Origin of the sequence: Kordia sp. (assembly GCF_022447245.1) — a bacterium.
Classification (GTDB): Bacteria; Bacteroidota; Bacteroidia; order Flavobacteriales; family Flavobacteriaceae; genus Kordia.
Genome location: NZ_JAKVBC010000015.1, coordinates 102,621 through 117,349 on the forward strand (window position 1 = coordinate 102,621; position 14,729 = coordinate 117,349).

Consider the following 14,729-nt stretch of genomic DNA (forward strand, 5'->3'; position numbering starts at 1 on the left):
AAAACAATGAGTAAAACAATATTAATTACAGGAGCTGGTTCAGGACTTGGTGAAGGTGCCGCTTTCGGATTAGCAAAATTAGGTCATAAAGTAATTGCTACAGTTGAAAACTGGCCACAAAGAACATATCTTTTAAATAAAGCTAAAGAAGAAAATGTAGATATAATTATTGAGAAACTAGATTATTTAAATGATGATGATATAGACACTATCGTTAGAAAGTATGGAGACCAAGTAGATATCATAAATCTAAATGCAGCGACTGGAGAAACTGGACCAGTAGCAGAAATTCCAGTAAAACGAATTAAAAATGTGTTCGAGGTAAACGTCTTTAAAACCATCGAAATAGCACAACGTTTTGCTAAGCTCTTTGTAGAAAAGGAAAAAGGTAAAATTATATTTACGTCATCAATAGCTGGATTTTTTACATTCGAATTTTTAGGACCTTACGTAGCATCTAAACACGCCTTAGAAGGCTTAGTGCAAACAATGCAAATTGAATTAGAAGGCACAGGAGTAACTGTTGCTACAATTAATCCTGGACCATTTAGTACAGGATTTAATCATAGAATGTACGATACTGTTGACCAATGGTTTGACCCTAAAGCTAATTTTTCTAATTCAGATGCAATAAAGAAAGTGCAAGAACTTTTTGCCACAGGAGATATAGAGTTTGCCCCACAAGGAATGATTGATTATATGATTGAAAAAATTCCTGCAGATAAACACAAATTTAGAAACGTATACCCTGATGATGTGCTTAAAGATGTCAACGATTATCAAGCATTATTATGGGAAAAAGAAGTAGGTGAATAACCTTTTTATCTAATGTCAAATTACAAATACTCGGTTAACTTCAATTTACCGAGTATTTTTGTTTTAGTATAATGTACAAATCAATCACATCCTCTCAGTTACAAGCATCGTTTCGTTACTTTAGAAGTCACGATTTTTTGCGCTCATTAGCTATGACTTTACTTATGGTAAGCTCTGGTTATCTACTTTCTATAATAGGCTTAAACCAATGGATAGCAGGTACATGTATTGGTATTTTACTTTTAAATTTCAACGATATACAAGGTAGTTTTACTTATCGTTTAAAGGCGATGATTTTTAACTCATTTTTAAATGCAATTATAGTTATTGTTATTAATGTTTTACAGTTTTCATTGCCCTTAGTTTTAGTATCTATAGCAGTAATATCTTTCACCTTATATCTATTAGCAGTGTTTGGTAAACGTGGTGAGGTTTTTGCGTTTTCAGCTTCGTTGGGAGTAGTTTTAAGTCTTGTGAGGCAATACCAAGGAGTAGATTTAATATACTATGCTATTGCAGTTTTATCAGGTGGACTTCTCTATACTATTGTATCCTCTGTTTATCATTTATTAACAAGAAAAAGACAAATAAATGAGCAACTTGGTGAATTAGCAAAACTTACTTCTGATTATTTAGAACATCGAATTTTACTTGCAAAACAATCAAATTTTAAAGAAGAGGTAAATCAAAAATTACTCGACTTACAAGTAGCTATTATTGAGAAACAAGAAAAAATAGGAACATTAATACTATCGGATAGTAAAATAAATCATCATAATAGTTCTCGTAATAGGCAAATGTTTTTACTTAAAGAACTCATTGATATTATGGAATTAGCAGTCGCTAATCCATCTAATCTTGCTAAAATTAAATCACTTCCAGATGTTACCTCTCAAACATTTGAATCATTTTTAGAGCTTGCAGAACAAATAGCACAAAGACTAGTAGGAATTGCTCAAGAATTAAGAAGCTTTAAAATAAACACTATAGATTCTAAACCGATAGAGTACTTTAAAACTGAAGATACTATTCAAAATTATTTGAATGAAATAGGATTACCTAGAGCACGCGAAGGTGTCTTGCTAATGACTAATTTACTCGATTACTACAAATTACAAATAAACCGCTTGGTAGCTATCGAAACTATGATAGGTACACCAAATAGTCATAATGAGCTTGCCTTGTCACATTTTCAGCAGACTCAGTTTTTAAAAAATGAAGTTTATAGTTTAAAACAGTTAAGAGCTAATTTAACTATAAAATCACCAGTATTCAGACAAGCTGCTCGTATGTCTATGGCATTGGTTATGGGATATCTAGTTGGTTATGTATTAAATGTTGAGAAAGTGTACTTGATAATGCTAACCATATTGATAGTGCTACGTTTTAGCTATGGTATAACATTAAAAAGAGCTAAAATGAGAGTTTTAGGAACAAGTATTGGTGCACTTTTAGCACTATTATTAGTTCAGTTTTCTACTTCAATACCGTATTTCGTCTTATTGGCAGCCTTGGGTATGGTGTTTTCTTTTTCATTACTAGAAAGAAACTATATGTTGGCATCATTGGCAATAACCATTTGTGTTGTCTTTGCATTTGGTTTGATAGACCCAAATGTATACTCGGTAATTCAGTTTAGATTTATTGATACACTCATAGGTTCATTGGTTTCTATATTAGTAGCTTATTCAATTTTTCCGTTTTGGGAAGTTTACTCATTAAAGAAAAATATTTTTAAAGCACTCACAGCAAATCAACTGTTTTTGCAAAATATATTAGTGTCAAATCAAAACGACACTCAATATAGGTTGAAACGTAAATCAGCATTTCTTAATAGTAGCATATTAAATGCTAATTTTCAACGATATAAACAAGACCCACATCACAAACAAAAAAAATCAAATGTACCTTATGATTTAGTTACGTTAAATCATACACTTGTTGCTACAGTTACTAATTTGGGGAATTATTTGAAAGAACGTAGTATTCCAAAAATTGAGATGCTTCTAGTAGATATCTCAGTAGATTTAGACAACAATTTTAAGTCTATTTTAGCTTCAATAGACCATCAAGAAAACACACAACCATATTTAAAACTTCAACAATATTGGGAAAGACTAGAAACAAAGCGTAATAAAGAATATAACGCTGGTCAAATTATTATTGAACCAGAGTTCAAACAAGAATTACAAGATGTGCAAATGATTCAAAACGAAATCGAACGCATTAAAATGCTTTTACGGTCTATTAGAAATATTATAACTACTTCATTTTAAATATGTTTCATTTTTAAATTATATAAAATCTAATTTATCGATTATTAACATCTAAAAAATCTGTTTCCTAGATTTATATGTTCGCCGTTACTTTGCATTGTAAATAAAAAACAATAGCAGAGATGAAACATATACATTTAGTTAACGGACACGAATACTACGAGTTTGCTCAGGGAAAATACAATCAAACATTATTTGATGTACACGAAAGAGTATTAGGTAAACACTTCAAATTAACCAAGACAATTATCAATGATGGTTATGATATCGCTCAAGAACAAGAAAATTTCAAAAATGCAGATTTAGTCATTTTTCAATTTCCTATTTACTGGTTTAGTGCACCAGCATTATTTAAAAAATATATGGATGAAGTTTATGCTTATGGTGTATTCTTTGGTATGGGAAGCGAATCTAACAATTCAGACAAACCTCAAAAATATGGCTTTAGTAATGGTCTAATGAATGGTAAAAGGTACATGCTTTCTATCACCACAAATGCACCTGAAGAAGCTTATGGTGACCCTGATGGTTTCTTCGAAGGAAAAGATTTAGAAGAATTCTTATTTAATATCCATTAAACACATCAATTCTGTGGTATGGAACCTCTTAAAAGTTTTGCGGCCAATAATGTCATAAAAGAACCGCAACCAGAACAACACATCAAAGAGTTAGAAAAGCACTTAGATGTAACAATTGTAGAACCTTTTTCAGTTTGGGGCTCAAGCTGTAACAAATAAATATAAATAATTACATAAATTAAATCAAAATGAGTACAGAAACATTAGAAGCAAAAAAAACTATTGCTACGCCAGATTCGTCATATAAAATGTTGATTGGTGGAGAATGGGTAGAAAGCAACACAGGTAGAACTTTTGAAAACATTAATCCTGCAAATGGTGAAAAATTAACAGAGTATCCTTTAGCAGATGCAAGTGACATAGACAGAGCTGTAAAGGCTGCAAAAGTAGCGTCTAAAACTTGGGGTAAAACTTCAGCTACAGAGCGTCATAATGCTTTATTAAAAATAGCTGATTTAATGGAAGCTCAAAAACAACGTTTTGTTGAGTTAGAAGCATTAGATACAGGTAAACCAGTAAGAGAAAGCGCATTATTTGATGTGCCATTAGCAATTGACCATTTCCGTTATTGGGCAGGTGTTATACGTTCACATACTGATGAAGTAGCAATGATTGATGATAATACAATGAGTATTGCTTTATCTGAGCCAATTGGTGTTGTAGGTCAAGTTGTACCTTGGAACTACCCTATTTTTATGGCAGCTTGGAAATTAGCACCAGCAATAGCAACAGGTAATGCTGTTGTATTAAAACCATCAGAATTAACTTCAATTACAACTTTAGAACTTGGTAAAATCTTAAATGAAGTATTACCAGAAGGTGTTGTAAATATTGTAACTGGATATGGTCCAGAAGCAGGTCAAGCTATTTTAGACCACGAAGGAACAGATAAATTAGCATTTACTGGGTCAACTCGTGTTGGATATGCTGTTGCTGAAGCTGCTGCTAAAAAATTAGTACCTGCTACTTTAGAGTTAGGTGGTAAATCAGCAAATATTGTATTTGAAGATGCTAATTGGAATAAAGCTGTTGAAGGAGCTATAGCTGGTATTCTATTAAGTCAAGGTCAAGTTTGTGAGTCTGGTTCAAGATTATTTGTTCACGAAGACATCTATGACAAGTTTGTAGCAGAGTTGAAAGAACGTTTTGAGGCTGTTAAAGTTGGTGACCCAATGGATGTAACAACTCAAATGGGTACTCAAATGAGTCAAGCGCAATTAGACCGTGTATTAAGTTATATCGACTTAGCAAAAGAAGAAGGAGCAACAATCTTAACTGGTGGTAACAGAATTACTGAAAATGGTTTAGATAAAGGGTTCTTTGTAGAGCCAACTATCATTGTTGACGCTAAAAACGAAATGCGTATTTCTCAAGAAGAAATCTTTGGCCCTGTATTAGTAGTTATTCCATTCAAAACTGAAGAAGAAGTAGTAGCAATGGCTAATGATAATGATTATGGATTAGCAGGTGCAGTTTGGACTCAAGATATCAATAGAGCTATAAGAGTATCTAGAGCAGTTGAAACAGGTAGAATGTGGGTAAACACATATCACGAAATCCCATCACACGCACCATTTGGTGGATATAAAAAGTCTGGTTTAGGTCGTGAAGCATACAAATCTATGATTTCAGCTTATACTAGAACTAAGAATATTTATATCAGTACTACTGAAGGAACTCACGGATTGTTTTAATAGCAATTTCTTTAAGACTTTAGAGCTGGAAAATAACCAGCTCTAAATGTCTTTTAAACTCTAAGTTTTAAGTTTAACGCTTTTATAAGCAAGAAAATAATGAAATGACATTACAAGATAGTTTAGATAAGTTAAAAGAAAGAATTGAAGGTGGAATGCCACCTCAAATTGTAAACATAATGCACCAAGCTACTGCAGATTTGGAAGCATCAGGTATTGGAGAAGGTATTTTAAAGGTTGGTGATAAAGCACCTGAATTCAAATTACCAAACCAAGATGGAAATTTAGTATCATCAACTGAATTACTAAAAAATGGACCATTAGTAGTAACCTATTATCGTGGTGCGTGGTGTCCTTACTGTAATACAGATTTAGGCAATTTAAAACGTTACACTGCAGAATTACAAGAATTCAATGCTACAATGATAAGCGTATCACCTCAAATTCCTCAATACAACAAACAAATTACAACGCAACAACGCTTAAACTTTGATTTATTAAGTGATTCAGAAAACAACGTTGCCAATGAGTTTGGTTTACGTTGGGAAATGGTTGACCCATTAAAAAGTTTGTATAGAGACAGTTTTGGAATCAGCTTACCTAATTATAATGGTGATGAGTCTTGGACATTACCAGTTCCTGCGCGTTTTATCATTGGTACAGACGGTATCATTAAGTATGCAGAATTTTCAATAGACTATACAAAGCGTCCAAACCCTGACGTTTTAGTGAAAGCTTTAAATGAAATTTAAATCAGTTTCACCCTTGATAAATTAGAAACAACTATGAACTTTCAATAATCATTGGGTTCATAGTTTTTCTTTTTTATTCAAATTAACCCAAAGCAATATCAATTCTACAGGGTTCAAATTCAACCTCATCAAAAGTATGAAACGTCCAATCACTTAAAGATTTAAGTACTGGTAATAGAGCTTCGCCTTTTGGTGATAAAGAATATTCTACTCTTGGTGGTGCCTCAGCAAAACGTTCTCTAATAATAAGACCATCCTCAGCAAGTTCTTTCAGTTGGTCTGTCAATACCTTTTTAGATATCATTGGCAGAAAAATTAGGAGTTTACCAAAGCGTAAACTTCCATTAGATAAGATATATAATATTATAGGTTTCCATTTACCACCAATGATATTCATTGCGTGAACTAAAGAACACTTATTCGGGTTTTCTATTACTCTTCTTGCCATAGGTTACTTTGTTGTTACCACTATTTTTACTGGGATTGCGATAAAGGTTTCAAATCTAAACTAATATTAGTTTATTTGCAAAACTAATTAAAAAAAAACAGTTACTATTATGAAAAAAATATTCGTTATCAATGGTCATCAGTACTACCCTTTTGCTGAAGGAAAACTAAACAAAACTTTTGTTGATAAAGCGACAGAACTCTTCAAAAGTGAAGGTTATGAAGTAAAGTATACAGCTACTGAAAAAGAGTATAATGTAGATGAAGAAATTGAGAAATTCCTATGGGCAGATGTAGTGTTTGTGCAATCACCTTTAAACTGGATGGGAATCTCTTGGAGTTTCAAAAAATATTTAGATGAAGTACTTACAGCTGGTATGATGGGTAAACTTTCTGCTGGAGATGGTAGAAATGCTGAAGCACCTAAAGAAAACTATGGTTTAGGCGGATTATTAGATGCAAAATATATGTTCTCTTTTACTGCTAATGCACCAAAAGAAGCATTTAATGACCCAAATGAGAAATTCTTTAAAGGTATTAGTGAAGATGATTTATTGTTACCAATGCATTTAAATATGGAATGGTTTGGCTTAAAGCCTTTGGCTACATTTTTCGCATACGATGTAATGAAAAATGCAGATATACCAAACGATTTAATTCGTTTCAATAAACATATCAAAGAAGAGTTAATTCAGAAGATGTAAATCTATGTCATTACAGGAAAGTCTAGCAAAACTCAAAGCAAAACTAGAAGGCAGATTACCAAAAGAAGTAGTAAAAATAATGCATCAAGCCACAGCAGATTTGAATGTATCAGGAATTGGTGAAAAAATTCTAAAAGTTGGAGATAAAGCACCTGAGTTCTCTTTACCTAATCAAGATGGTGAATTAGTATCTTCAACAGAGTTGTTAGATAAAGACCCTTTAATCATTACTTACTATCGTGGTGTGTGGTGTCCTTACTGTAATGTAGATTTAGCGAATCTCAAAAAGTATAAAAACCAATTTGATGAGTTCAATGCTACCATGATTAGCATATCACCTCAACTTCCAGAGTTCAATAATCAAATTATAGAACGTCAAAATTTAAACTTTGATTTGTTAAGTGATGCTGGTAATAATGTGGCTCATCAATTTGGTTTACGTTGGACATTAATTGACCCATTAAAAAGTCTATGCAATGACGATTGGGGAATTAATCTACCTAAGTATAATGGTGATGATTCCTGGACATTACCTATCACATCAAGATTTATTATTAGTACAGATGGTATCATTTCATATGCAGAGTATGCCATTGATTATACCAAACGCCCAAACCCAGATGTATTAATTAATTCCTTAAGCAAAAATTAAGTGTACGCAAAACGAAATTATTCAGTAAAAATTATGCTATTATGGACACGTAGAAATATCTACAAGTTCATAATAATTGCAGCAATCCCAACAATTTTATACGAAGTATTTAATTGGAAATTCTTGCATTTGCCTTGGTTACCAATAGCCTTAGTAGGTAGTGCTTTAGCATTTATAGTCAGTTTTAAAAATAATGCTTCTTACGGTCGTCTTTGGGAAGCTCGTAAAGTATGGGGTGGTATTGTAAATGCTTCACGCTCTTTTACGATAATGGCAAATGACTATATTACAAATGAACATGCTAAAAAAGCACTATCGGAACAAGAATTTTTTAAAATTAGAAAAACGCTTATTCTTCGTCATATTGCTTGGTTAACTTCTTTAAGACATGCACTAAGAGTTCAAAAACCTTGGGAAATGTCAAATGTTAATGCTTCAGATAGAGAGTATATGAGAGATATATTCATTAACGAAAGAGAATATACGCTTAATGACGAATTAGAAGGATACCTTAGTGTTGAAGAAAAGAAATATGTCCTAAGTAAATCTAATAGACAAACAGCTTGTTTGAATTTACAATCAAAGCACATTAGAGATTTAAAAGACAAAGGTTATGTATGGGAGTTTTCATTTTTAGAAATGGAAAATATGATTGTAGAGCTATTTACACTTCAAGGTAAATTAGAGCGTATAAAGAATTTCCCATATCCAAGACAGTTTGCAACACTCAACTTATTCTTTGTATGGATATTTATTTTCCTAGTACCTTTTGGTATCATCAATGTATTTGATGAAATAGGTCAAGACATTATTACTTCAAAAGAGAATCCTTCTGAAGTTTCAAAACTTATAGGTAATGCATTTGTGTGGCTTACTATTCCATTTAGTGTTATTGTCGCTTGGATATTTCATACTATGGAACGTATTGGTGAGGTTTCAGAAAACCCTTTTGAAGGTATTGCTAATGATGTTCCTATCACAACAATGTCAAGAGCTATTGAAATTGACATAAGACAAATGATAGACGATGACCCAACAACAATTCCTGAACCTATTGTTGAGCAAAACGGAATTCAAATGTAAAAACATGTACTACAAATAAATCATTAAATGAATATATAATATGAATAATTCAGATAAACAACGATTAATCAAATTAGCCGAGGAAGACATACCTATCCATAAATATTGGGGGTTGAAGGTGCTATCACTTGAAAAAAATATGATATGCGTTAAAATGCCGTTTAGAAAGGAATTTGTTGGAGACATCAGAAGAAATAGATGGCATGGAGGTATTATAGCAGCAGTTATGGATTCTTTAGGTGGAGCAATAGGTGTTATTAATTTTCAATCACCGGAAGATAAACTATCTACTATTGACTTAAGAATAGATTATTTACGTTATGCAGAAGGAAAAGATATAATCTTTGAAGGCGAGCTAGTGCGTTTGGGAAATCGAATAATGGTTACAAAAATGAAAGCACAACAAGAAAATACTATAGTTGCAGAAGGTAAAGGCGTATATAATTTTATTAGAAAAGAATAAACAATAAGTTTTAAAATATGAATACACAAAGAGCAATACCACAATCTCAAGCACCAGAGTTAAATATCAAACTTTTAAATGGTGACAATTGGAGTCTTAAAGACCAAGACCCTAACTTTTTTACAATGGTTGTTTTTTATAGAGGTCTGCATTGTCCGCTATGTAAAAAATATCTAGAAAAACTAAATAATTTGGTTGATGACTTAAACACTAAAGGTGTAGACGTTATCGCTGTTAGTATGGACCCAGAAGTAAGAGCACGTAAAAGTAAAATGGATTGGGCAATAGATAAAGTGAAGCTTGGCTATGAAATGGATGCAGATACAGCAGCAAAATGGGGACTGTATTTAAGCGAAGCTATTTCAGCATCAGAAACACCTTTGTTTAGTGAACCTGGACTATTCTTAGTAAAACCAAATAACGAAGTATACTATGCAAATGTAAGCTCTAATCCTTGGGGTAGACCATTTTTACAAAGCTTCGTACCATTAATGGATTTCTTAAAAAATAGTGATTATCCAGCGAGAGGAGAAGTAACAAGCATTTAATAAAATGAAACAAATTCTAATACTTAGTTGTCTTGTTCTACTCTTTTCTTGCAAATCAGAAAAAAGAACAGACGACAATAAAGAAGAAAACACAATACAAAAAGAAGAACCCAAAATGGAAAACTTAAAAGTACAGTTAGATGCAAAAAAACGCCAATATGCAGATAATTGGTCGAGTGAAACCTTAGCTCTACATGAAAATGGGATTGATGTAGTGGAAAAAACTGGTATTACAGCTAGTGCTTTACAAGTAGGTCAAATAGCAGCAGATTTTACCCTTAATAATGCGTTAGGCAAAGCCATAAGCTTAAATGAGGTTTTAAAACAAGGCCCAGTAGTGCTTACTTGGTATAGAGGTGGTTGGTGTCCTTATTGTAATTTAACACTACGTGCTTTACAACAAGCATTACCAGAAATTAAAGCTCAAGGAGCAACATTATTAACCTTAACACCTGAAGTACCAGACGAATCTCTTTCTACTGCCGAAAAGAATGAATTAGAGTTCGAGGTGCTAAGTGATGTACACAATAAAGTTGGTAAATCATATGGTGTTGTGTTTAAACTAGAAGAAAATGTAGCTCAAGCCTATCAAAATGGATTTAATTTACACGCATATAATGGTGATGATAGTGATGAGTTACCTATGGCATCCACATATATAATTGGTACTAATGGTATTATAAAATGGGCATTTTTAGATGCAGATTACCGTAATAGAGCTGAGCCAAGTGATATCGTTAATGAACTAAAAAAACTCTGAGTTTTAGACTTAGTTTGATTAAAATGGAAAAGCAGTGTAAATCAATTTTGCGCTGCTTTGTTTTACTTATAAATAATATTTTCTTCAATCCAACTTTTAAATCGTTTTTATCGATTTATTAAATCTAATAAATCTGTTTAAAAGATTTGTTTTCAAGTCATAACTTTGCATAGTAATCAAGTACAAACAAATTAAAACATAAAATATTATGGGAAAAGATATATTCAGTGTAGTAGCTTATGAACCTGGGTTTCATGCACCAACACTACCAACATGGACAGATAATATAGAAACAGAAGATGTATTCGATACAGATTTTGACTACTCTAAAGTAGAACGTGTAGAAGTACCTGAAGTTCCTGGTGCGTTTCAATTACTTAACGTATTAACAGAGGAAGAAACTCAAAAACTAATTGACATTTCTGAGAATTTAGGTTATGATGAAGATTCACCTGTATCATTACCTCACGAAGTACGTCATAACGAAAACTTCAATTGGGTAGTTAGTGAAGCTGTTGATAAAACCATCTGGGAACGTTCTCAACATTTAGTTACCGAAGAATGGCAAGGACAGACTGCCAAAGGTATTAATGCACGTTTTCGTTTTTATAAATACAAAAAAGGAGACTTTTTCAAACCTCATACAGATGGTGCATGGCCTGGGAGTAGAGTTATTGATGAAAAATTAATCACAAATGCCTATCCTGGTCTTTACAGTCAATACACATTTCTAATTTTATTAAGTGATGATTTCGATGGTGGAGCAACACAATTTATGGTAAGTAAAGCAGACCCTAGTAAACCAGCTAGAACAGAAGATGATATCAATGTGGTGAATGTAAGAACACCAAGAGGTGCGGTATTATGCTTTCCACATGGGGCACATCCATTACATTGCTTACACTCTAGTGAAGAAATCACAAGAGGTACAAAATATATAATAAGAACAGATATATTATTTGGATAATATGGAAACTATAAAATCATTCAATCCAGCCAATGGTGCATTAGAAGGAGAAGTAACAATAACACCAATAAATCAAATTGAAGAGATTGTAAACAATGCACATAATGCTCAAAAACAATGGAAAAAATTATCTGTAGACAAACGTATAGATTATCTTGAAAAAGCAACACGTAAAGCTTCACCACACGCTCAAGAATTAGCAGAATTATTGAGTAGAGAAATGGGTAAAGATTACCGTCGTTCTTCAGGTGAAGTTAATGGTGTTATCAATTGTACATCTTATATAGCATCAGAGGTGAAACAAGCCATTCAACCACAAAAAACTGGTAGTAGTACCTTGCATTATATGCCATTAGGCGTAGTAGGCGTCATCTCACCTTGGAACTATCCATTAGCGATGTTCAACAACTTAATGATTCCTGCATTAATTGCTGGTAACACTGTTTTGCTAAAACCATCTGAAGAAACACCTTTAGTGGCGCAGCGTTATATAGAATTATTAAATGAAGTATTACCAGAAAACGTTTTACAAATCATCCACGGACGAAAAGAGGTTGGTCAAGCTTTGGTTGAATCAGACGTACAAATGATTGCCTTTACAGGCTCACAAGCAGCAGGTAAAGATATTATGAAGCGTGCTGCATCAGGAGTAAAACGCTTAGTAATGGAATTAGGTGGTAATGACCCAATGATAGTACTTCCAGACGCTAATGAAGTCACGCAGCACAGTATGCAGTTGGTGCAAGTTTGGAAAACTCAGGGCAAATGTGTACAGCTGCAGAACGTATATATGTACACGAGAGTATTAAAGAAGAATTTGAAAATCAAGTTACAAATATTGCTTCTCAATACCAAATTGGTACCTGGGATGATCCAAACACTAATGTATTTCCTATAATAAATGACAAACAACGTACTAATATCATTTCGCACATTCAAGATGCTATAGATAAAGGTGCAAAAGTACTATTAGGTGGTACAGAACATCCAGAGCATTTTGTAAAACCAACGGTACTAACAAATGTACCTGAATCAGCAATAATGGAATCTGAAGAAACATTTGGCCCTGTTATCAGTATTTCTAGTTTTAACTCAGTTGAAGAAGTAGTAGAAAGAGCTAATAATAGTAGATATGGTTTAGGAGCTTCTGTGTATGGTAATGCCAATGTAAATGAAATTGCACAACAATTAGAAGCTGGTATGGTAGGCGTTAATAAACCTGCAGGTGCGAGCCCTTGGGTTGGTGCAAAACAAAGTGGGTTTGGTTTTCATGGATCTGTAGATGGACATCGACAGTTTACCCAAGTTAAAGTAATAAATTAAATTTTAGCTTATAACAGTTAAGGGTAAAAGAACAATACATGCATCACAAAAAATTATTACTTCAATTAGATAATCAATTAGAATTTATAGAAGCAGAAACAGAAGACGTTTTAGAAAAAGCTGAATAAGATTTGTGTTTCATCGTTTAAAATTAAACTATGGAGTATTGTTTAAGAGTATGGATTTTGATAGAAATTGATAGTTTTTCAATACTCCTTGTTTTGTAAATAATTGATAGTCAGTATAGGTGTAGGCGAGCGTTTTATGTTGTGGTTCCAGAGGTCGCCGGTTCGAACCCGGTCTTTCACCCATAGCGAAACCGCAGTAATAGTGCGATTCAGAGTAATTTTGAATCGCATTTTTTATTTTGTGTATTTGAAAGTGACAACAGTAATGACAACAGAATATGCAAGATTATATCCTTAAGAAGTATTCCGAGAACATTAGATTTTTCATTCAAAAAGTAAAAATCACACCTGAGAACTACACCAATAAAAAGACAGTTGAAAAAAGGTGGAAAGTACACTTTAGATATAACCAAGAAGGGAAAAAACTCCAGGACAATTCACAGCATCGGAAATACTTTTTAATGGTCAAAGAATCCAAATAAACAGAATCAAAGATCACGAATTGAAAGTTGATCTCATTGAAGCTCTTCTTGATACTGTTAAGGAAGATTTGAAGCGTGACCCTCGATTCATTACATCTCTTATTTACGGTAATGACAAAGCAAAAGAATTGTACCCTTCTATATTTGGAATTGTTGAAGAGGAAGATCAACAGCAAACAAAAAGTATCGAGGAGGCTCTTAATGAAGGTTTAGAAGAAAAGAAAGGGAAAAGTAGGTGAGGAATTTTACAAAGACCTTAGATCAGCTAAAAATAGGTTTCTTAAATACATTGGCACCCGAAAAGAAAACGACATATCTGCTCTCAATACAAAAATGATTACCGACTATTTAGGTTCAATAGGTAAATCAAATACAACCTATAATAATGCAAAAGCGAATCTATCTACAATTTTAACCGAGCTTAAACGATGGGAGTATATTCCAGTCAATTATGCTGAGAATATCAAGAAGCTCAAAACCAAACCCAAAAAGAATACGGCTTTTAGTGATGAGTTGCGAGGTAAGATTGTTGCAGAACTAAAAACGAAACCTATGCTATACTACTATTATCTTCATATTTATTATGGACTCATGCGTCCAAAAACGATCATTAGACTTAAGGTAAAGGATATTGATTTAGAGCGAAGAAAGTTCAATACTGATACTAAAACTGGAAACTTTATAAAGTTCATTAATCAGAAACTTTATGACGAAGTATATTCCAAAATTGATTTTGATACAGCAAACCCCGAAGATTATATTTTCAACCAGCTTACACTAGTTGGCGATTGGAATTCCAACGAAAAAGGCAAAGTAAATTTCTACACAAAGAAATTCAAGCCATACAAAAATAAATTCAGCCTAAGTACTCATTACACTTGGTATTCATTTCGTCATACTGCTATTGGCAAAATCTTTGAAAATAAAGTTGAGGAGCTTAAAAAAGAAAATCAGTCCAACTACATAGAGAAAGCAATAGATTTTGTTAGGCAGTTTACAAATCATACTACCAACCAACAGACAAAACAATATCTTAGAGATATTTCAACAGAATTG

At 32.8% G+C, this 14,729-nt stretch carries 16 protein-coding genes and 2 pseudogenes; 17 read left to right on the plus strand and 1 reads right to left on the minus strand.

Annotation, left to right across the window (positions count from 1 at the left end):
• Positions 1 to 6: 6 nt before the first annotated feature.
• The 6 genes from MK119_RS12080 (at position 7) to MK119_RS12105 (ending at position 6,116) form a co-directional block, all read left to right on the plus strand.
• Complete coding sequence (locus tag MK119_RS12080; RefSeq protein ID WP_290678966.1) at positions 7 to 816, plus strand: SDR family oxidoreductase; 810 nt, start codon at positions 7 to 9, stop codon at positions 814 to 816.
• A gap of 137 nt (positions 817 to 953) precedes the next feature.
• Positions 954 to 3,092 carry an FUSC family protein gene (locus MK119_RS12085; protein ID WP_290678969.1) on the plus strand — a complete coding sequence of 713 codons (2,139 nt, stop codon included), beginning with the start codon at positions 954 to 956 and terminating at the stop codon, positions 3,090 to 3,092.
• 122 nt (positions 3,093 to 3,214) lie between these two features.
• Positions 3,215 to 3,670, plus strand: a complete 456-nt coding sequence (locus tag MK119_RS12090; RefSeq protein ID WP_290678973.1) for an NAD(P)H-dependent oxidoreductase — start codon at positions 3,215 to 3,217, stop codon at positions 3,668 to 3,670.
• An 18-nt stretch (positions 3,671 to 3,688) separates the two neighbouring features.
• On the plus strand, positions 3,689 to 3,829 hold the full coding sequence (locus MK119_RS12095) for a hypothetical protein (RefSeq protein ID WP_290678976.1): 141 nt from the start codon (positions 3,689 to 3,691) through the stop codon (positions 3,827 to 3,829).
• Between the two features lie 29 nt (positions 3,830 to 3,858).
• Positions 3,859 to 5,364 carry an aldehyde dehydrogenase family protein gene (locus tag MK119_RS12100; RefSeq protein WP_290678979.1) on the plus strand — a complete coding sequence of 502 codons (1,506 nt, stop codon included), beginning with the start codon at positions 3,859 to 3,861 and terminating at the stop codon, positions 5,362 to 5,364.
• A 104-nt stretch (positions 5,365 to 5,468) separates the two neighbouring features.
• Positions 5,469 to 6,116 carry a peroxiredoxin-like family protein gene (locus MK119_RS12105; protein ID WP_290678982.1) on the plus strand — a complete coding sequence of 216 codons (648 nt, stop codon included), beginning with the start codon at positions 5,469 to 5,471 and terminating at the stop codon, positions 6,114 to 6,116.
• Positions 6,117 to 6,198: 82 nt separating this feature from the next.
• Here MK119_RS12105 and MK119_RS12110 read toward each other — a convergent pair whose 3' ends face one another.
• Entirely contained in the window at positions 6,199 to 6,564 is a 366-nt protein-coding gene (locus MK119_RS12110; RefSeq protein WP_290679001.1) for a helix-turn-helix domain-containing protein, read from the minus strand.
• Between the two features lie 109 nt (positions 6,565 to 6,673).
• Between MK119_RS12110 and MK119_RS12115 the strand changes: the two genes are divergently transcribed.
• From MK119_RS12115 to MK119_RS12165, 11 genes and pseudogenes are all read left to right on the plus strand, one after another.
• Positions 6,674 to 7,267 (plus strand): NAD(P)H-dependent oxidoreductase, encoded by a 594-nt coding sequence (locus MK119_RS12115; RefSeq protein WP_290679004.1) that lies wholly within the window; start codon positions 6,674 to 6,676, stop codon positions 7,265 to 7,267.
• A 4-nt stretch (positions 7,268 to 7,271) separates the two neighbouring features.
• Positions 7,272 to 7,919: a peroxiredoxin-like family protein gene (locus tag MK119_RS12120; RefSeq protein ID WP_290679007.1), complete on the plus strand. Its 648-nt coding sequence runs from the start codon at positions 7,272 to 7,274 to the stop codon at positions 7,917 to 7,919.
• 33 nt (positions 7,920 to 7,952) lie between these two features.
• Positions 7,953 to 9,002 (plus strand): bestrophin family ion channel, encoded by a 1,050-nt coding sequence (locus MK119_RS12125; protein ID WP_290679009.1) that lies wholly within the window; start codon positions 7,953 to 7,955, stop codon positions 9,000 to 9,002.
• 40 nt (positions 9,003 to 9,042) lie between these two features.
• On the plus strand, positions 9,043 to 9,465 hold the full coding sequence (locus MK119_RS12130) for a hotdog fold thioesterase (protein WP_290679012.1): 423 nt from the start codon (positions 9,043 to 9,045) through the stop codon (positions 9,463 to 9,465).
• A 17-nt stretch (positions 9,466 to 9,482) separates the two neighbouring features.
• Positions 9,483 to 10,013 (plus strand): peroxiredoxin-like family protein, encoded by a 531-nt coding sequence (locus tag MK119_RS12135; protein WP_290679015.1) that lies wholly within the window; start codon positions 9,483 to 9,485, stop codon positions 10,011 to 10,013.
• A 4-nt stretch (positions 10,014 to 10,017) separates the two neighbouring features.
• Positions 10,018 to 10,773 carry a peroxiredoxin-like family protein gene (locus MK119_RS12140; RefSeq protein ID WP_290679017.1) on the plus strand — a complete coding sequence of 252 codons (756 nt, stop codon included), beginning with the start codon at positions 10,018 to 10,020 and terminating at the stop codon, positions 10,771 to 10,773.
• A gap of 208 nt (positions 10,774 to 10,981) precedes the next feature.
• Positions 10,982 to 11,740: a hypothetical protein gene (locus MK119_RS12145; protein WP_290679020.1), complete on the plus strand. Its 759-nt coding sequence runs from the start codon at positions 10,982 to 10,984 to the stop codon at positions 11,738 to 11,740.
• Position 11,741: 1 nt separating this feature from the next.
• Positions 11,742 to 12,443 (plus strand): annotated as a pseudogene (locus tag MK119_RS12150) (aldehyde dehydrogenase); the annotation flags it as partial.
• A gap of 62 nt (positions 12,444 to 12,505) precedes the next feature.
• The gene (locus tag MK119_RS12155) at positions 12,506 to 13,063 is read left to right on the plus strand and encodes an aldehyde dehydrogenase family protein (RefSeq protein WP_290679023.1); all 558 of its coding nucleotides are present in this window, start codon (positions 12,506 to 12,508) and stop codon (positions 13,061 to 13,063) included.
• 630 nt (positions 13,064 to 13,693) lie between these two features.
• Entirely contained in the window at positions 13,694 to 13,912 is a 219-nt protein-coding gene (locus MK119_RS12160; RefSeq protein ID WP_290679026.1) for a hypothetical protein, read from the plus strand.
• Between the two features lie 94 nt (positions 13,913 to 14,006).
• Positions 14,007 to 14,729, plus strand: a pseudogene (locus MK119_RS12165) (hypothetical protein); the annotation flags it as partial.

Coding starts and splice junctions, on each gene's coding strand:
- MK119_RS12155 (WP_290679023.1), top strand. CDS start 12,506: ATGTGTACAGCTGCAGAACGTATATATGTACACGAGAGTATTAAAGAA.
- MK119_RS12135 (WP_290679015.1), top strand. CDS start 9,483: ATGAATACACAAAGAGCAATACCACAATCTCAAGCACCAGAGTTAAAT.
- MK119_RS12130 (WP_290679012.1), top strand. CDS start 9,043: ATGAATAATTCAGATAAACAACGATTAATCAAATTAGCCGAGGAAGAC.
- MK119_RS12115 (WP_290679004.1), top strand. CDS start 6,674: ATGAAAAAAATATTCGTTATCAATGGTCATCAGTACTACCCTTTTGCT.
- MK119_RS12105 (WP_290678982.1), top strand. CDS start 5,469: ATGACATTACAAGATAGTTTAGATAAGTTAAAAGAAAGAATTGAAGGT.
- MK119_RS12095 (WP_290678976.1), top strand. CDS start 3,689: ATGGAACCTCTTAAAAGTTTTGCGGCCAATAATGTCATAAAAGAACCG.
- MK119_RS12080 (WP_290678966.1), top strand. CDS start 7: ATGAGTAAAACAATATTAATTACAGGAGCTGGTTCAGGACTTGGTGAA.
- MK119_RS12110 (WP_290679001.1), bottom strand. CDS start 6,564: ATGGCAAGAAGAGTAATAGAAAACCCGAATAAGTGTTCTTTAGTTCAC.
- MK119_RS12145 (WP_290679020.1), top strand. CDS start 10,982: ATGGGAAAAGATATATTCAGTGTAGTAGCTTATGAACCTGGGTTTCAT.
- MK119_RS12100 (WP_290678979.1), top strand. CDS start 3,859: ATGAGTACAGAAACATTAGAAGCAAAAAAAACTATTGCTACGCCAGAT.
- MK119_RS12090 (WP_290678973.1), top strand. CDS start 3,215: ATGAAACATATACATTTAGTTAACGGACACGAATACTACGAGTTTGCT.
- MK119_RS12140 (WP_290679017.1), top strand. CDS start 10,018: ATGAAACAAATTCTAATACTTAGTTGTCTTGTTCTACTCTTTTCTTGC.
- MK119_RS12125 (WP_290679009.1), top strand. CDS start 7,953: ATGCTATTATGGACACGTAGAAATATCTACAAGTTCATAATAATTGCA.
- MK119_RS12120 (WP_290679007.1), top strand. CDS start 7,272: ATGTCATTACAGGAAAGTCTAGCAAAACTCAAAGCAAAACTAGAAGGC.